We start from the raw sequence: 16,981 nt of genomic DNA, 5'->3' as shown, positions 1-16,981 counted from the left end.
ATATGAGACCACTTGCGGGAATCCATATATTATTGAACACAGCATGCTGTGTCAAATCCGGTAGCTTATTATAACATGCTAGCATTCCTGCAATGAACACGTTAATGGACTATCCGTACAATCATTTGCACTTTATGACATATCGTTCGTACAAATGTCCATCCCGGATCCATTATCGATCGGCCCGTTCATAAGTTTGGAATGTGAAGTCATATGGATTCCGTTCATCTTGACCTTTGAACTCGCTGCTCGCAAGTCTCCAAGATCTCTCATCAAAAGCCGGGAAATACGCATCAGCATCATCGACTTCCATTTCCACTTCGGTCAACAATATCCGATCCGCATGAGGCAAGGCCAGCGCGTAAATCTCCGCACCGCCAATAATCATCAGCTCTTCCTCTCCGAACGTTCGGATGGCATCCTCCAGCCTATGAATCACTTCACAACCGTCGAGGTGCAAATCCGTCTGGCGAGTCAATACGACATTGCGCCGGTTCGGCAACGGTCTGCCGAGTGATTCGAACGTTTTTCTGCCCATCAGCACGGTCTTGCCTGTCGTCATTCGTCTGAAATAAGCCATATCCTCCGGCAAGCGCCAAGGAAGTTCGTTACGGACGCCAATAGCCCGATTCCGGTCCATCGCCGCGATTAACGTAATGGTCATCTTCTCATCCTCCTCCCTTACACCGCTACGGGTGCTTTGATCGTCGGATGCGGATCGTAAGCTTCCAGCGTCAAGTCTTCCATTTCGAAATCGAACACCGATTGCTTATCCGTATTCATTAGCAGCTTCGGCAGCGGCTTCGGATCACGGGACAGTTGAATCTCAATCTGTTCCATATGGTTCGAATAGATATGGGCATCGCCAAGCGTATGAACAAAGTCGCCTACGCCAAGCCCGCATTCATGAGCGATCAGATGAGTCAATAGCGCATAGCTTGCGATGTTGAACGGAATGCCCAGGAAGATATCGCCGCTCCTCTGATAGAGCTGGCACGACAGCTTGCCCTCCGACACATAGAATTGGAACATTGTATGGCAAGGAGGAAGAGCCATCATCGGCACATCTTCAGGATTCCAAGCCGATACGATAAGTCTTCTTGATTCCGGGTTGCTCTTGATCGTTGCGATTACATCCTTCAGCTGGTCGATGGTTCCGCCCTGCGTGGTCTTCCAATCTCTCCACTGCTTTCCGTAGACATTGCCTAGCTCTCCATACGCATCGGCAAATTCGGAATCGGCCAATACGCGCTCCTTGAACGCTTCCATCTGCGCTTCATATTGAGCGGCGAATGCCGAGTCCGTCTGAGAGCGCAATCCGAAGTTCGTCATATCCGGTCCTGAATAGGCTTCGCTTTCGACCCAGCGCTTGAATGCCCATTCATTCCAAATGTTGTTCTTATGTTGAAGCAAATAGCGGATATTGGTGTCTCCTTTAATAAACCAAAGCAGCTCGCTCGCTACGAGCTTGAAGGGTACGCGCTTCGTCGTCAGAAGCGGAAAGCCTTCACTAAGCGAAAATCGCATCTGATAGCCGAACGTAGAGATCGTTCCAGTCCCTGTACGATCTTCCTTCCGGACGCCATTCTGCAGCACATCCCTCAATAATTGCAAATAAGCCTGTTCGCTGGTGCTCATGGGAGACCTCCTTCAAATCAATATCGCCATCATCGGCGTAATCCTATACGAAAAAGCTCGCGCTTTTAACCGTTAAGCATGCGATCTGTCGCAAAATAACTATTATTATAACATTAGTTGTAATTAGTTGCCCAGCCTGTGTTTCTTGCGGTTTTTGCGCAGCTGATGACGATCCGGCGCTGTTGCGAACAGCTGGCGCTCTAACTCGCTCTCCGGTACAACCGACGGAACCGGGCTAGGCTTTCCGTCCTCACCAAGCGCGACGAAAGTGAAAAAGGCTGTCACGGTAACCGCACGTGTCCCGGCGTACAAATTCTCCGCAGTTACGGATACATAGATTTCCATGGAGCTGCGATGCGTCCAGCTGACGAACGCTTCTACCTCGATCACTTCGCCGACCCGAATCGGTGCGAGAAAATCCAGACTATCCGTCGAAGCCGTCACAACTCTTGTTCTCGCATGTCTCATGGCTGCAATCGCGGCTACTTTATCCATATACTCCATCAGCTTGCCGCCAAACATGGTATCGTAATGGTTCGTATCGAGAGGAAAAATGAGCTGCGTCATAATCGTTCGTGAATCGCTCGACCGTTTTTGCCCTTCCTGATTCATGCTGATCCAGCCCCTTTTCTTCATCTTCGTATTTTGTTTCTTCATTATAATATATGCAAAAAGGGATAGGCAAAGGGAACTGCATGAAATAAATGCAAAGCAAATCTTGCGGAAGTTACACGAAAGGCTGCAAGCGCAAAGAAACCCCGCTGCACTTTTATGGTAAAAGCGCAGCGAGGCTTCATATTCGTACTGATCTGTATCTTATCGCTTTATTGAATTACTTGGCAACCGTATGGATCGGGTGTCCAAGTGCAACTTCAGCCGCATCCAATACGATCTCGCCCAAAGTTGGGTGAGCATGGATCGTCAGAGCGATATCTTCAAGCGTTGCGCCCATCTCAATTGCCAGAGCCAGCTCGGCAATCATGTTGGAAGCTTCAAGGCCTACGATATGCGCGCCCAGTACCAGACCGGAGTCAGCGTCTGCTACCAGCTTCACGAAGCCTTCTGTAGCGTTAAGCGACATTGCGCGGCCGTTGATAGCGAATGGGAATTTGCCCACTTTCACGTTGTGGCCTTGCTCCTTCGCTTCTTTCTCGCTCAGGCCGACGCTTGCGCATTCAGGATCGGAGAAGCATACAGCCGGTACGCATTTGTAATCGATCACGCTTGGTTGTCCTGCGATCGCTTCAGCAGCTACGCGGCCTTCGTACATCGCTTTGTGTGCAAGCGCTGGACCAGCGATGATGTCGCCGATTGCGAAGATGTGCGGAATGCTGGTACGGCATTGTTGGTCAACTTCAACCAGACCGCGATCTGTCGTTTTTACGCCGATCAGGTCAAGGCCAAGCTCGCCATCCGTGTTCGGGCGGCGGCCAACGGTAACAAGCAGGTAGTCCGCTGTTACTTTTTCTTCTTTGTCGCCTACTGTGTAGGTAACCGTTACATCTTTATCGGTTTGCTCAGCGCTTTTCGCTTGAGCGCCTGTTACGATATCCACATTTTTCGCTTTCAGCTTCTTCGCAACGATGGAAGACATATCTTTGTCGAAGCCTGGAAGTACGGAATCGGAACCTTCGATTACCGTTACTTTCGTGCCGAACTTGGAGTACATTTGGCCAAGCTCGATTCCGATGTAGCCGCCGCCGATTACGACAAGGCTCTTCGGAATTTCAGGCAGCGACAATGCGCCTGTCGAGGACACGATACGTCCGCCGTAAGGGAATGCCTTCAGCTCGATTGGACGGGAACCCGTCGCGATGATGCAGTTTTTGAAACGGTAGCGCGGCGCTTCTTGATCGTTGAATACGCGAGCTTCGTTTTCGTTAATGAACATCACTTCGCCTTGGAAGAACTGTACTTTGTTCGCTTTCAGCAGCGAAGCTACGCCGCCAGTCAGCTTCTTAACGATGCCGTTTTTGAATTCTTGCACTTTGCTGAAGTCAACCTTCGCTTCGCCCACTTCGATACCGAAAGCGGAAGCGTGACTTACAGACTCATATTGATGAGCTGCCGAGATCAGCGCTTTGGACGGAATACAGCCAACGTTCAAGCACACGCCGCCTACATACTCTTTGTCTACGACCAATACGTTTTGACCAAGCTGTGCTGCGCGGATAGCGGCTACGTAACCGCCAGGACCTGCGCCAATGACTAAAGTATCAATATCTAAGGAAGCATCTCCAACTACCATTTGTTAGACCTCCATTATGAACAGCTCAGGCTGTGCCAGCAGCTGTTTGATATAATTCATAAAGTTTTGTGCTGTTGCGCCGTCGATCAGACGGTGGTCGAAGCTCAGGGACAATGCCATTACAGGTGCAGCTACAATTTCGCCGTCACGTACAACCGGCTTCTCAGAGATACGGCCAGTACCCAGAATCGCAACTTCAGGGAAGTTGATAACCGGCGTGAAGAACATGCCGCCTGCGGAACCGATGTTCGAGATCGAGATTGTGCTGCCTCTCAATTCGTTCGGAGCAAGCTTGCCGTCGCGGCCGCGAGCTGCCAGGTCACGAATCGTGTCAGCGACCATAAAGATGTTTTTGCGGTCAGCATCTTCAATTACTGGAACGATCAAGCCGTTGTCCGTATCGGTAGCGATACCAATGTTGTAGTACTTACGGTATACGATTTCTTGATTTTGCTCATCCAGCATGGAGTTCATGATTGGGAACTGGCGGCAAGCCGCTACCAGAGCCTTCACGATGAACGGCAGATACGTAAGCTTAGAGCCTTTTTTCTCTGCGTATGGCTTGTATTTCGAGCGAAGGGCAACCAGCTCAGTAACGTCTACTTCGTCCATGATCGTTACGTGCGGAGCCGTGTAAACCGACTTCACCATAGCATTAGAAATCGCTTTGCGGATACCTTTGAACGGTACGCGCTCTTCTGGGCGGTAAGGAGTGCCAGCCGCTACTGGGGCTGCTGCTTTTGCCTCACCAGCCGAAGCTGCTTTTGCTTCCGCAGGCGCTGCCGCTTCCACTGCTGCAGGTGCTCCGCCGAATCCGTCCACGTCGTCACGTGTGATGCGTCCGTTTTTGCCAGTACCGCTAACTTGAGTCAGGTCAACGCCCTTCTCGCGAGCGTATTTGCGTACGCTTGGCGTAGCCAATACTTGAGCGTTCGTCGCTTTTGCTTCAGGAGCAGGTGCAGCAGCTGGTGCTGATGCGCTTGCAGGAGCCGCCTCTTCCTTCTTCGGCTCTTCAGCCGCAGCAGGAATCGCTTGCTCAGGAAGATCGCCTTCCGCGTCAATTACGGCTACCAGTTCGCCGACATGGCATACCTGTCCGTCCTTCACCAATACTTCCAGCACTTTGCCGTTAACCGGGCAAGGTACTTCGACGATAGCTTTATCGTTTTGCACTTCCATAATAATGTCATCGTCTGTCACTGTAGCGCCCGGCTTAATCAGTACTTTGATGATTTCGCCCTCATGCAGGCCTTCGCCTAGCTCTGGGAATCGATATTCGAATTTAGCCACCGATCGTAACCTCCTTTTAAAAATGTTCCGTCAATTAGATTAGAATTGGATAACTTTTTGAGCCGCAGCCACGATGCGTGCTGGCGTAGGCAGCCATTGATCTTCGATTTGAGCGAACGGATATACCGTATCCGGACCCGCTACGCGAAGCACTGGCGCTTCCAGGTGCAGAATCGCTTTTTCGTTAATTTGCGCGATAACTTCGGCAGCTACGCCGGATGTTTTTTGCGCTTCTTGAACCACGATTGCACGGTTTGTTTTTTGGATCGATGCCACGATGGTGTCGATATCAAGCGGCACGAGGGAACGAAGGTCGATGACTTCCGCTTTGATGCCTTCTTTTTCGAGCTCGTCTGCTGCTTTCACCGCTGTATGAACCATCATGCCGTAGGCGATGATCGTTACGTCGCTGCCTTCGCGAACCACGTTCGCTTTGCCAATCTCAACGGTGTATTCGCCTTCTGGAACGTCGGCTTTGAAGGCACGGTACAAGTTCAGATGCTCCATGAAGAATACCGGATCGTTGTCGCGAATCGCGGAGATCATCAGACCTTTTGCATCGTATGGATTGGATGGAATAACGACTTTAATACCAGGAGTCTGTACAGCCAGACCTTCCAGGGAATCCGTATGCAGCTCAGCTGCTTTGACGCCGCCGCCGAACGGCGTACGGAATACGATTGGCGAGTTGTAGCGACCGCCGGAACGGTAACGCATACGCGCAGCCTGGATGAACATTTGGTCAAGCGCTTCGTAAATGAAGCCTACGAATTGGATCTCGGCGATTGGACGCAAGCCTTGCACGCCCATGCCTACTGCCAAACCTCCGATTGCGGATTCAGCAAGCGGCGTATCGAATACGCGCTCTTCACCGAATTCTTCCTGCAAGCCTTCCGTTACGCGGAATACACCGCCGACTTTACCTACGTCCTCACCGAAGATGAGCACGTTGGAGTCACGTTTCAGTTCTACGCGCATCGCATCGCGAATCGCTTCAAGCATATTCATTTGAGCCATGATCGTTTCATCCTCCCCTTTTATTGAAAATCAGCTTTTTGTTCTTCCAAGTATTGCGGTGTTGTTTCGAACATTGTATCGATCAAGCCGGCAACAGTCATTTTCTCTACTGCTTCCGCTTTTTTGATGTTTTCGTTAACCGCTGCTTTTGCTTCTTCTTTGACGCGGTTTGTATCTTCTTCTGTCCACAGGCCTTTTTTCTCCAGGAACTTGCCGAAGCGGATAAGCGGATCTTTCAGCGCCCATTCTGCTTCTTCGTCCTTCGTACGGTACTTCGTAGCGTCATCCGCCATCGAATGCGGACGGAAACGGTATGTCAGCATCTCGATCAATGTCGCGCCTTCGCCGTTGCGGCCCAGTTCAGCTGCGTCTCTTACTGCTTTAATAACAGCAAGCACGTCCATGCCGTCTACTTGCACGCCTTTGATGCCAGCCGCAACCGCTTTGTGAGCGATCGACAGTGCCGCTGTTTGCTTGGCGAACGGAGTTGTAATCGCATAGCCATTGTTTTGAACAGCATAGATGACAGGCAGTTTGAACACGCCTGCGAAGTTAAGGCCTTCATAGAAGTCGCCTTCAGATGAACCACCGTCGCCCGTGTACGTAATTGCTACGCGTTTCTCGCCTTTTTTCTTGAACGCCATTGCAACGCCGGTAGCGTGAAGAATTTGTGCACCGATAATAATCTGTGGCATAAGTACATGTACGTCCTCAGGGATTTGGCCGCCATGCTGGTGACCGCGGGAATATAGGAACGCCTGGTACAGAGGCAGGCCATGCCATACTAGCTGAGGCATGTCGCGGTAGCCCGGGCAGATAAAGTCGTCTTTATTCAGCGCGTATTCGCTGCCGACCATTGAAGCTTCTTGGCCCGATACTGGCGCGTAGAACCCTAGGCGACCTTGGCGGCCCAGGTTAACGGCACGCTCGTCCCATGTGCGGGTGAATACCATGCGATACATAATTTCTTTTAATTGCTCATCAGTTAGATCCGGCATCAGATCCGGATTAATTACGTCTCCATCGAGTGACAATACAGATAGCGGCGTAACCGGTTCCGTTTGAACTTCGTATGGCAGTTTGCTCATTTTGAACGCTCACCTCAATCGAAATATTTGAAAATCGGGTACCTCTGTTATAGAATTATTATAACCCTGTTTAACGAAAATGGTCAAAGCAAAAAACAAAAAAACCGTTGTTTTTTCGCTTATTCTAACCATTCTGTTAACGAATTGTATATGCTACAGCATCCGAAATTTAGTGGTACAGAATAATACAACAGCTTGTATTCGCCCCATTTCCCGTATGTACCTTACTATTGTTTACCCACAACAGCAGTAATCCATTCAATTCAGATAAGGAGATTTGAGCATGACTGACGAACGCTATTTGAAAAGAACGATTTTGAAGGAAACGGTAGACAGCCGTTATTTGGCCGAGGGGCAGCGTAATCTGCGTGTATTTCTTCCGCCTGGCTACAACGAAGTGCTCAGTTATCCAGTCGTCTACTGCCAGGATGGAGAAGATTTCTTCAACTTTGGCCGTGTGGCGACAACGGCGACGCAGCTGATATTGGACGAAGGCTTGGAGCCTTTCATTATAGTAGGCGTTGACGTCGACAAAAAAGTACGTACCGAGGAATATGCGCCGGACGGCAATCGCCATGAGGCCTACCTTCGTTTCTTCGCCGAAGAGCTTGTCCCCTTCATAGAAGAGAAATATCCGGTACGCCGCGAACCGGAGCACCGCCTGCTGGCGGGCGATTCGCTTGGCGGTACAGTCTCGCTGCATCTGGCGCTGTCGTATCCGCAGCTATTTACACGGGTGATGTCCATGTCTGGCGCATTCTACGCCAGCTCGCAGAGCATTGTAGGCAATACGCTTGATCTTAGCTGGCTGGACATTTACATGATCGTCGGACTTCAGGAAGATGCTTATGAGACAGACCGCGGCGTCTACGACTTCGTCGCGCTAAACCGCAACACGCGCGCCTTGCTGGAGCACAAAGGCGCCAACATCTTCTATGAAGAGAAGGACGGCAAGCATCAATGGGGCTTCTGGCAAAAAGAAATCCCGCAGGCGCTTCGTTACTTTATTGAGGTTGAGTAGGCGGCGGTTGTTAACTCCATTATTTGCTTAGTTAAGAAGACTTGCCTTAAGGAGGGGAGCATCAAGGCTGTTGTGCCTTGATGCTTCTTTTTTTGAATTACTGCACACGCTTCGACTGCTCTCCGCTCTCTAAGCCGATTTTCTCGGCTTGCAGCTCTCTCATCAGCTGCTCTCCGCTCTCTAAGCCGAGTTTCTCGGCTTGCAGCACTCTCACCAGCTCTTTTCCACTCTCTAAGCCGAGTTTCTCGGCTTGCAGCACTCTCACCAGCTCTTTTCCGCTCTCTATGCCGTGTTTCTCGGCTTGCAGCACTCTCACCAGCTGCTCTCCGCTCTCTAAGCCGAGTTTCTCGGCTTGCAGCACTCTCACCAGCTCTTTTCCACTCTCTAAGCCGAGTTTCTCGGCTTGCAGCACTCTCACCAGCGCTTTTCCGCTCTCTAAACCGAGTTTCTCGGCTTGCGGCACTCTCACCAGCTCTTTTCCGCTCTCTAAGCCGAGTTTCTCGGCTTGCAGCTCTCTCATCAGCTGCTCTCCGCTCTCTAAGCCGAGTTTCTCGGCTTGCAGCACTCTCTTTTCCGCTCTCTAAGCCGAGTTTCTCGGCTTGCAGCACTCTCACCAGCGCTTTTCCGCTAGCTAAGCCGATTTTCTCGGCCTACAACTTACAGTCGCCACATTCGCATCCCCCTTATGCCTTTCGCACAAAAAAAAGAGCTGCTCCACAAGTTATGGTATATAACTCTCGGAGCAGCCCTTCACATTGTGTCGGTTTATAGCGGCATGGAGACGAACAGCCAGTAGAGGAAGTCAATAGTTATTAATTAGTTTGCGTACGAATGAGGTGACAGAGTATCAGTCGAGCACGAAAGCTAATATGAGCAAAATTACATCTATCTAGCCACTATACAATTCAGCACGATACCCGCACATCACACAGATAGCCCTATATCCGCCTTGATTTTATCAAGCAAAGCGTGACAGCCTTCGTTAACGAGCTCATACACATAGTCGAAGTTTCCTTCATAATAAGGATCTGGAACATCCACCACGCCTCTGTCCGGAAGAAGCTCCATAAAGGTGAACACCTTGCCGGATGTATTCTCACCCACAGCGCTCGCCATCATCTCTCGCGCATCCTTCAGGTTTTTCTGGTCCATACAGACAATATAATGAAAGTCAGCCGCATCCTGCGGGCTCACTTGCCTGGCTTTCATACCGGCATACGAGATGCCGTGGGCGTCAAGGACACCCCTAGTTCCTTCATGCGGCTCACGGCCAATATGCCAATCACCTGTTCCGGCAGAGTCTACCGCAATGCGGTTCTCCAGCCCCTTCTCCATAATCAGCTTGCGCATCACCGCTTCCGCCATCGGCGATCTGCATATGTTGCCAAGACATACGAATAATACACGAACTTCATGTTCCATGCTTATTCATCTCCTTTCTTGTGCTTCAATTTTCGAATAGCTGCTTGCTCTGATGCGGCAAAAGCACCCCTTAGAGACCTTCTCGGAAGCTTCCATTTGTAATAGACCGACAGCATTCTGAACGTAATAATGATAACGAATAATGCAAGCAGCTCGATCGTTGATTTGAACCACCCAAGCCCGATCGCCACACCAGCCAGCATCGCCCATACCGCGTAGATCTCATCCTTCAAGACAAGCGGCTTGCGACCTGCCAGCACGTCGCGGATTATCCCGCCGCCAATACCAGTCAGCATAGCGGCTACTAGCACCGCACTTAGCGGGTGCTCCATCTTGGTCGCGTACAACGCACCTTGGATGGCAAAAGCCGATAACCCAATCGCATCAAAAAAGGCTTCGCTTCGCCTCCAGCGCAATATCCATCTGACCGGCAGCAAGAAGGCAATGGTCATTGCCGAGAGTGCGGTCATAAATAAATAACCCTGGCTCCATAGCGTGGTGACCGGAACACCGATCAACAGGTTCCGCACAACCCCTCCTCCGAACGCCGTCACGAGTCCCAGCACGTATACGCCCAATATATCGTATTCTTCCTCCATCGCCACAACCGCGCCGCTCACCGCAAAGGCAATCGTGCCGATTAAGCTGAATACACTGAAAATGTCCATGCTCATGGTCAAGTTCACTGCCGATATCCCCGCTTCCCGTCCGTTATGCATGGCAAACCTCCATGCGTCCCTTCCCATTTTATATCCGGCCTCCCCTAATCGCAACGACAATTTTTGAGCAGATTGTCGAATCAGGCGGGAAACGATATACTGAGAGTCGTGTCCCCTCTTTGCGGACACTTGACCCTTATTCATAGGCCAGAGAGGAAGTACCTTTCATGCAGCAGCGCATCATTATTTTCGCCGGAGGGAATTTGGGGCCTTGGGCTCTTCAGCCTATCACGCCCTCCGATACGTTGATCGGCGCGGATAGCGGCGCCATATATCTGATTAAGAACGGCTTCGCGCCTCATATCGCCATCGGCGACTTCGATTCAGTCACAGCAGGGGAAATGGAGCTGATCCGTGAACGCAGCGGCAATACCATCTCATGCGATCCTATTGACAAAAACTACACCGACACTGAGATGGCATTCCGTTTAGCGCTGGACATGAAACCGGAGCAGGTACTCCTGCTTGGCGCACTTGGCACCCGCTTCGACCATTCACTTGCGAATGTGCATCTGCTGGCGCTGGCGAATGAACAAGGCGTAGAAGCTGCGATTGCAGACGAGCATAATGAAATTCATTTGATTACGAAAACAACTCTGTTCCATCGAGATCATCATCCACAAGTATCCCTTCTCCCTTTGTCCGAGCAAGTAACCGGCATTACGCTTACCGGATTCCAATACCCGCTGCATGAAGCAACACTGAGCATCGGTCAATCGCTTGGCATCAGCAATGTGATGACGGCTGGGCAAGGTACGATAGAGCTGAGAGAAGGTATGCTCCTGGTCATAAGAAGCCGGGACTAGCGCGAATAGCCTAGTCTGGAACTGCCCCCTATTCCGGGGGCAGAATGATTTCCAACCCTTCAACATGCTTGCGGCCCATCTCATGGCGTACCTTCCGGTGCTCCTTCGATTCGAAAACGATGTCCAGATCGTATGATTCGCCAGGATACAGCTTCTCTTTGGCAATGTACATCTTAAGGCGCTTGTGGTTAAAGCTTAGTTTCTCCCCTTTCACCTGAACGATGACATTCCCTTTCTCGTCTGCCGACCGGTATACGACACCTGCCCGCTTCAGCGGATAGATCCACACGGAATCCCCTTTCTGGAAAACTCGCTTTGGTGTGATTAATGGAGAATGCGATGCCGATTCCACCTGCTCTGTCAGGACGGGCGGCTTGCTAAATGATGGTATAGCGGACGGCTTCCCAGCTCCCAATGGACGATCCACATTATACGATGTTGGCTTGGATGCGTACGGCTGCTCATCAAATTCGGCTTGATCATTAGCACCCTCCCAAACCAATCCATCCTTCTCGGCATTAAAATCTATTGCCTGTTCCTTCTTGCCTGTTAACAGACGCTCCGCTCGGAGCATAACCGCCTCCGGCAAGCCGAATCGTCTGGCGATCGCGAACGCATGGCTGTCCCCTGCTTCACCTATCTCAAGCCGGTATAGCGGCTTAAGCGTACCCGGGTCAAAAGCCATTCGGCCATTTTGACAGCCAGGCGTGCGAGCGGCAAACGATTTGATCTCATTAAAGTGCGTCGTCGCTCCGACAAGTGAACCTCTCTCCAGCAGCATTTCCAGTACAGCGATGGATAACGCGATTCCTTCCGACGGATCGGTGCCAGCCGCCATCTCATCCAGCAACAGAAGCGATCTGGTGTCGGCGACATCGAACATTTCCTTCAGCACGGCGATATGCGAGGAGAAAGTGCTAAGCGACTGCTCCAGACTTTGCCCGTCACCAACATCCGCTAAGACATGGCGGAGGATGCCAAGCACGCTCCCTTCCTCGGCCGGTATGAGCAGACCGGATTGCGCCATCAGCACAAGAAGTCCGATTGTTTTGAGAGATACTGTCTTCCCGCCTGTATTTGGACCTGTTATAATCAGTTGCTTCCACCGGATGCCAAGCTCTGCGTCAAGCGGCATGCTTCCTGTGCCCAGCAGCGGATGCCTTGCCCCTTTCAACCAAATGACCGGCTGATCGCTTAGCGTGACACGCCGTCCTTCATAACTGCGGGCCAGCTTGCCGCGGGCCATAATAAAGTCAAAGCTCGCCATTGCCTGAGCATTCGTCTCCAATGCATACGCATAGCCTTCTGCCAATTGAGAAAGCTGCGACAGCACCACCGTGCGCTCCCGTTCCTCTGCAGCGCGCCATTCAGCCAGCTCTTGCTGCAGCTCCGATATATCGGCCGGTTCGATAAAGAGCGTCTGGCCACTAGCGGATTCATCCAGCACGTTACCCGGCACTTGCTTGCGAAGCTCACGCTTCACGGCCAGCACGAAGCGGTCTCTCCGCTTGCTGACGATGTTCTCCTGCAGAGAACTGCGGTACTTGCTCAGCGAATGCTCCATTTTCCGGCTTATCTTATCTTCTGTTGAATAGATATGTCTGCGAACATAAGCCAGATCGGAGCTGGCTTCATCCGTCAGTCTGCCGTAACGGATACATCTCCCCAGCTCCTCGCGAAGCTGCTTGCAATCGTCCAGCGATTCCGCATAGGTCGCTATCGTCGGCGCAATTTGCATCTTGCCGCGCATATACCTCTTCATCTGGGCGACAGAAGCAAGCCATACAGATAGCGCTTCAAGCTCTTGCTCCGTATAGCTTCTGCCTTTCCCTAACAGCACAAGAAACGCTTCGATCCCTTCCATGGCTGACAACGGAATGCTGGCGCCGCTTCCCAGCAGCTCGGAGGCTTCGAAGGTCTCGGTCTGCCATGCCTCGATTTGCGCTTTGGACAAGCTTGGCTTCATCCCCTCCGCCAACCGCTTGCCTGCGTCTGATACGGTCAAGTCTACCGTCATTTTTTTGATCTTGTCATACTCCAATTTTCTGAACGTTGATTCATTCATTCCTTAATTCCTCCTTAAAAATGAGCATAAAAAAGACAGCAACGAAAACGCGAGCGCGTTCCGTTCCTGCCTTATAACAAATGAAGCCATTTATACCCGAATAACCTGTGTCTATGCGACGCAGCTCGAAAAATGGGTATAAAAAAACCGTGCATGTGAGCACGGTGATTTGGCCTCATCCTTATAGCATGGTGGGCGGAAATCCTCATGTTCTCAACTCATGGGATCAGACGACGAAATAAGCCTACTAAATCGCGATTAAAAAAATTCGCAATCATTGAGACTAACACAAAGATAGCAATTGAACGTCATTTGTCGCCAAGTCGCCACTTTCGTCCTGATCATATCCAATTACGAGTTAAGAACACCGGTAATCATTAAAATTGCCCCTTTATCATGCTTATTCCCTCTTATCGTAAAGAAAACGGTTCTACATGTCAAGTCAGCGATCGACAATTGTATATTTGCCCCCTATACAAAAATGGAGAGCTCGGACTCGCTTGCCCGGTCTATACTCGAACAGCCTGCCATTCCTGCGTTGCAGCCATTGCAAACCGCGGCCCCTATGCACCGTTATATATCATCAATCAGCTCGTCGAGCTTCCTCTGCCGCTTTCTCTCCCGGATGCGTCGCGCCTTCTCCTCATCGCGCAGACAGCGGATCAATGCAAAGCACATGCCGACGATAATTGCAGCGAAAGGAAGCGAAGTCACGATGGAAGCCGTCTGCAATCCGTTAAGTCCTCCACTCAGGAGCAATACGATCGCAATGGTCGATTGCAGCACTCCCCAGGCCAGCTTCACCTTTGCTTTCGGGTTAGGATCGCCATCCTGTGACAAGATGCCTAAGACGAACGTCGCCGAATCCGCAGAGGTTACGAAGAAAACCACAATAAGCAGAGTCGCCACGCCGGAAGCAAGCTGGCCTAGCGGCAGTTGATTCAGCAGCAGGAACAAAACGGACGTAACATCCTTCTCCGCAGCGGAAGCAAGCGGAATATGCTTCAGCAGTTCCATATGCAAGCCCGTTCCACCGAATACTGAAAACCATAAAAAACCAAGCAGGCTTGGCACAATAAGCACGCCGAGGATAAACTCCTTAATCGTTCTTCCCTTCGAGACTCTGGCGATGAATGTTCCAACAAAAGGTGTCCAGGAAATCCACCACGCCCAATAAAAAAGCGTCCAGTTGCCGATCCACTTGCTCTCCGAAAAGGGAGACAGCCGCAAGCTCATGCCAATCAAATTTTGCACATACGAGCCAAGTGTATTCGTCAGCGTGTCCAGAATAAAGGCGGTTGGGCCGAGGCAGAAGACGAATAGCAGCAAGCAAAACGCCACAATCAGATTAGCTGTGCTAAGAATCTTAATGCCCCGGTCAAGCCCGGACAACGCCGAAGCCATAAACAAAAAGGTCATCACAATAATGATCCATATCTGCGTACCTGTTGTCGTCGCCAAGCCGAACAACGCGTTCAAGCCGCCGTTGATCTGTAAAGCCCCCAGGCCTAGCGACGTTGCTACACCGAACACCGTGGCAATGATAGCAAGCAGATCGATGCTTTTTCCGATCGGCCCGTAGACGCGATCGCCAAGAAGAGGCAGAAACGTAATGCTAATCAAGCCTTTTCGACCTTTGCGGAATTGATGATACGCCAGAATAAGCCCTACGATTGTGTAGATCGCCCAGGGATGAAGGCCCCAATGAAAAAAAGAATACCGCATGGCAACTCTGGCAGCTTCGTGCGTTCCTCCGGTCAACCCTTCTGGCGGCACCATATAATGCGACAGCGGCTCCGCGACACCCCAAAACACAAGTCCAATGCCCATACCTGTGCTGAAGAGCATGGAAAACCAAGTCAGCAGCGAATATTCCGGGTCGTCATCATCGCTTCCCAGCTTGAAGTTTCCGTATTTGCCGAAGGCCAGAACAAACGAAAAGACCAAAAAGCCAAACATAGACAGCAAATAGAACCAGCCGAATTTCGCGATCGTAAAGTCAAATACGACGTTGGCGACAGACGACAGCTGATCCGGCTGCAAAGCCCCCCAAAGCACAAACAAAGAAACAATGATGATGGATAGCCGGAAAACCATGACAAGTGCCCCCTTATATGCCATAGCATCTCCTGCTGTCCACAAAAATATAGGGCTGCCCGCCATGTTTTTCACATGCCAGACAACCCTATTCAATCCCTTATTTCTATCGTCATGCCGGCTTTCGCAAACTGGATGCCCTCTGGCATCATGTATCGCTTATTCACATCAATGTCATGTGACAGATGCGTCAGAACCATCCGGCCGGGCTTCCATAATTCAAATAACCCTACTGCTTCTTCCACATCATAAATTGAGCGCGTCTCCAGCGGGAATGGCTCCTTGACGAAGCTGGCGCCTAATATGACGAGGTCCGCACCGTACAACGGTTCTTGCTGTTGTTCGGTCATATCAATGGCATCCGGGCAATAGATCCATCGGAAACTGTTGCTGGCGTGGACAAACTCAAAGGCATAGGAATAGCCATTGCGGCCATGATGAACCCGAAAACACCGGATGTACCATTGACCGAGCACCAGAGGCTGCTCCATCGGAATCAACCGAATTCGTGACGCGATCCACGGAAATCTTGATGAAATCTCTGGGATCACTTCCGGCGGACAATACGCCTGTCCAATCTGATCCGTCCACCTGCATGCGTCATACCATTCCGGCAATCCGCCAATATGATCATAATGGGCATGCGTAATCAGCATACGATCCAATGCGCGAAGCCCGGCGATCTCCATCTGGCTTCCCCAATCGGGTCCGCAGTCTATCCATGTCGTGCCGGTTTCAGGGTCCGAGATTTGCAAGGATGGCCTAAGCCTGCGATTGCTGCCTGTGGATCGCGCTTCCGAACATACGCCGCAATCGCAATAAGAACGGGGAACCCCTTGCGAGTCCCCCGTTCCGCGGAATGTAATTGTAGTCATAAAGGCAGCAAACGGACTTTACTCATGCCTTTAAGATAGTCGATCATCGACAGCCAAGCTTCAGGCTTGTTCGGCAGCGCCGAATAATAACCGGTAAGGAAAGCAACGACAAGCGACGCGTCAATCTCATCTACCGTCTCGTCTTGTGGCAGGAATCCAAGATCAAGCTCCGTAACCGCATGGCCTTCATGGTCCCATGAAGGATGAACATACGGTAGATCAAGGCGTTTGTAGCCCATATGAGACAGGACTTCTCTGCGGACATACGGATTCATTGGCGATACGCCGCCGAATTCATGGGACGCTGCGCGGTAAGGATCATAAATCTCCGCAAACATGCCGATAGGCTCCGTGCCAGACTCGTTAGCCAGTCGCTCCAGATCGCGTTGACGGCTCCGCATCAGGAATCGACCAACCCCTAATGATGGTTTGCCGATAATCGTAAAGTCGGTCATTGCAACACGCAGCGCAGGGTAATATCGGTACTCCGTAGAACCTACAACCTCTTCTCCATGCAAGGCTGCGTATACGTGAATGCTTTCATCCAGCAGCGGCTCTCTCCACAGCTCGTAAGCCAGCACTTCCTCCGGCGGAAATATGGAGCCGAGCAGTTCATGCAACGGCTTGAAATAAGGATCGTCTATCGAGGTAATACGATGGTAAGACAACATAATATCGTCACTCCAATTCTGCTT

General features: G+C 51.0%; 16 protein-coding genes. 2 read left to right on the top strand and 14 right to left on the bottom strand.

Translation table 11 applies throughout. The features are described 5' to 3' along the window. Positions 1 to 172: 172 nt before the first annotated feature. The 7 genes from D3P07_RS08280 to pdhA all read right to left on the bottom strand — a co-directional run bounded on the left by D3P07_RS08280 (position 173) and on the right by pdhA (position 7,281). Entirely contained in the window at positions 173 to 664 is a 492-nt protein-coding gene (locus tag D3P07_RS08280) for a dihydrofolate reductase (RefSeq protein WP_119799707.1), read from the bottom strand. Between the two features lie 17 nt (positions 665 to 681). Beyond that, the gene (locus tag D3P07_RS08275; RefSeq protein ID WP_119799706.1) at positions 682 to 1,638 is read right to left on the bottom strand and encodes a thymidylate synthase; all 957 of its coding nucleotides are present in this window, start codon (positions 1,636 to 1,638) and stop codon (positions 682 to 684) included. 123 nt (positions 1,639 to 1,761) lie between these two features. Further along, positions 1,762 to 2,250, bottom strand: coding sequence for an acyl-CoA thioesterase (locus D3P07_RS08270; RefSeq protein ID WP_119799705.1), 489 nt, complete (start codon positions 2,248 to 2,250; stop codon positions 1,762 to 1,764). A 220-nt stretch (positions 2,251 to 2,470) separates the two neighbouring features. Further along, positions 2,471 to 3,886 carry a dihydrolipoyl dehydrogenase gene (lpdA, locus tag D3P07_RS08265; protein ID WP_119799704.1) on the bottom strand — a complete coding sequence of 472 codons (1,416 nt, stop codon included), beginning with the start codon at positions 3,884 to 3,886 and terminating at the stop codon, positions 2,471 to 2,473. Between the two features lie 3 nt (positions 3,887 to 3,889). After that, the gene (locus D3P07_RS08260) at positions 3,890 to 5,176 is read right to left on the bottom strand and encodes a dihydrolipoamide acetyltransferase family protein (protein WP_119799703.1); all 1,287 of its coding nucleotides are present in this window, start codon (positions 5,174 to 5,176) and stop codon (positions 3,890 to 3,892) included. Positions 5,177 to 5,215: 39 nt separating this feature from the next. Then, positions 5,216 to 6,193: an alpha-ketoacid dehydrogenase subunit beta gene (locus tag D3P07_RS08255; RefSeq protein ID WP_119799702.1), complete on the bottom strand. Its 978-nt coding sequence runs from the start codon at positions 6,191 to 6,193 to the stop codon at positions 5,216 to 5,218. A 20-nt stretch (positions 6,194 to 6,213) separates the two neighbouring features. Beyond that, positions 6,214 to 7,281 (bottom strand): pyruvate dehydrogenase (acetyl-transferring) E1 component subunit alpha, encoded by a 1,068-nt coding sequence (gene pdhA, locus D3P07_RS08250; protein WP_119799701.1) that lies wholly within the window; start codon positions 7,279 to 7,281, stop codon positions 6,214 to 6,216. A gap of 283 nt (positions 7,282 to 7,564) precedes the next feature. Between pdhA and D3P07_RS08245 the strand changes: the two genes are divergently transcribed. Further along, positions 7,565 to 8,302, top strand: a complete 738-nt coding sequence (locus D3P07_RS08245; RefSeq protein WP_119799700.1) for an alpha/beta hydrolase — start codon at positions 7,565 to 7,567, stop codon at positions 8,300 to 8,302. Between the two features lie 97 nt (positions 8,303 to 8,399). On the opposite strand, the gene D3P07_RS08240 is transcribed toward D3P07_RS08245, so the two are convergent. The 3 genes from D3P07_RS08240 to D3P07_RS08230 all read right to left on the bottom strand — a co-directional run bounded on the left by D3P07_RS08240 (position 8,400) and on the right by D3P07_RS08230 (position 10,392). Beyond that, positions 8,400 to 8,867, bottom strand: a complete 468-nt coding sequence (locus D3P07_RS08240; protein ID WP_119799699.1) for a hypothetical protein — start codon at positions 8,865 to 8,867, stop codon at positions 8,400 to 8,402. A 359-nt stretch (positions 8,868 to 9,226) separates the two neighbouring features. Further along, positions 9,227 to 9,724, bottom strand: coding sequence for a low molecular weight protein-tyrosine-phosphatase (locus tag D3P07_RS08235; RefSeq protein ID WP_119799698.1), 498 nt, complete (start codon positions 9,722 to 9,724; stop codon positions 9,227 to 9,229). A 2-nt stretch (positions 9,725 to 9,726) separates the two neighbouring features. Further along, positions 9,727 to 10,392 carry a trimeric intracellular cation channel family protein gene (locus D3P07_RS08230; protein WP_119800014.1) on the bottom strand — a complete coding sequence of 222 codons (666 nt, stop codon included), beginning with the start codon at positions 10,390 to 10,392 and terminating at the stop codon, positions 9,727 to 9,729. A 218-nt stretch (positions 10,393 to 10,610) separates the two neighbouring features. Here D3P07_RS08230 and D3P07_RS08225 point away from each other — a divergent pair, with 218 nt between their 5' ends. Next, complete coding sequence (locus D3P07_RS08225) at positions 10,611 to 11,249, top strand: thiamine diphosphokinase (protein ID WP_119799697.1); 639 nt, start codon at positions 10,611 to 10,613, stop codon at positions 11,247 to 11,249. A gap of 28 nt (positions 11,250 to 11,277) precedes the next feature. Here D3P07_RS08225 and D3P07_RS08220 read toward each other — a convergent pair whose 3' ends face one another. The 4 genes from D3P07_RS08220 to D3P07_RS08205 form a co-directional block, all read right to left on the bottom strand. Further along, on the bottom strand, positions 11,278 to 13,314 hold the full coding sequence (locus D3P07_RS08220; RefSeq protein ID WP_119799696.1) for an endonuclease MutS2: 2,037 nt from the start codon (positions 13,312 to 13,314) through the stop codon (positions 11,278 to 11,280). 573 nt (positions 13,315 to 13,887) lie between these two features. Beyond that, entirely contained in the window at positions 13,888 to 15,411 is a 1,524-nt protein-coding gene (locus tag D3P07_RS08215; protein ID WP_119799695.1) for a glycine betaine uptake BCCT transporter, read from the bottom strand. Positions 15,412 to 15,503: 92 nt separating this feature from the next. Then, the gene (locus D3P07_RS08210) at positions 15,504 to 16,286 is read right to left on the bottom strand and encodes an MBL fold metallo-hydrolase (RefSeq protein ID WP_119799694.1); all 783 of its coding nucleotides are present in this window, start codon (positions 16,284 to 16,286) and stop codon (positions 15,504 to 15,506) included. Next, entirely contained in the window at positions 16,283 to 16,954 is a 672-nt protein-coding gene (locus D3P07_RS08205; protein WP_119800013.1) for a GNAT family N-acetyltransferase, read from the bottom strand. The genes D3P07_RS08210 and D3P07_RS08205 overlap by 4 nt, the downstream gene beginning before the upstream one ends. Between the last annotated feature and the right edge of the window lie 27 nt (positions 16,955 to 16,981).

This window comes from Paenibacillus sp. 1011MAR3C5 (assembly GCF_003591485.1).
In the GTDB taxonomy this organism is placed as follows: Bacteria; Bacillota; Bacilli; order Paenibacillales; family Paenibacillaceae; genus Pristimantibacillus.
The sequence above is the reverse complement of the archived record's forward strand: the minus strand, read 5'-3'. Positions and strand labels throughout refer to the sequence as shown.

Bases quoted from the DNA above. Each gene is read 5' to 3' on its own strand.
- D3P07_RS08280 (WP_119799707.1), bottom strand. From the start codon at position 664: ATGACCATTACGTTAATCGCGGCGATGGACCGGAATCGGGCTATTGGC.
- D3P07_RS08275 (WP_119799706.1), bottom strand. From the start codon at position 1,638: ATGAGCACCAGCGAACAGGCTTATTTGCAATTATTGAGGGATGTGCTG.
- D3P07_RS08270 (WP_119799705.1), bottom strand. From the start codon at position 2,250: ATGAATCAGGAAGGGCAAAAACGGTCGAGCGATTCACGAACGATTATG.
- lpdA (WP_119799704.1), bottom strand. From the start codon at position 3,886: ATGGTAGTTGGAGATGCTTCCTTAGATATTGATACTTTAGTCATTGGC.
- D3P07_RS08255 (WP_119799702.1), bottom strand. From the start codon at position 6,193: ATGGCTCAAATGAATATGCTTGAAGCGATTCGCGATGCGATGCGCGTA.
- pdhA (WP_119799701.1), bottom strand. From the start codon at position 7,281: ATGAGCAAACTGCCATACGAAGTTCAAACGGAACCGGTTACGCCGCTA.
- D3P07_RS08245 (WP_119799700.1), top strand. From the start codon at position 7,565: ATGACTGACGAACGCTATTTGAAAAGAACGATTTTGAAGGAAACGGTA.
- D3P07_RS08235 (WP_119799698.1), bottom strand. From the start codon at position 9,724: ATGGAACATGAAGTTCGTGTATTATTCGTATGTCTTGGCAACATATGC.
- D3P07_RS08230 (WP_119800014.1), bottom strand. From the start codon at position 10,392: ATGGACATTTTCAGTGTATTCAGCTTAATCGGCACGATTGCCTTTGCG.
- D3P07_RS08225 (WP_119799697.1), top strand. From the start codon at position 10,611: ATGCAGCAGCGCATCATTATTTTCGCCGGAGGGAATTTGGGGCCTTGG.
- D3P07_RS08220 (WP_119799696.1), bottom strand. From the start codon at position 13,314: ATGAATGAATCAACGTTCAGAAAATTGGAGTATGACAAGATCAAAAAA.
- D3P07_RS08215 (WP_119799695.1), bottom strand. From the start codon at position 15,411: ATGGTTTTCCGGCTATCCATCATCATTGTTTCTTTGTTTGTGCTTTGG.
- D3P07_RS08210 (WP_119799694.1), bottom strand. From the start codon at position 16,286: ATGACTACAATTACATTCCGCGGAACGGGGGACTCGCAAGGGGTTCCC.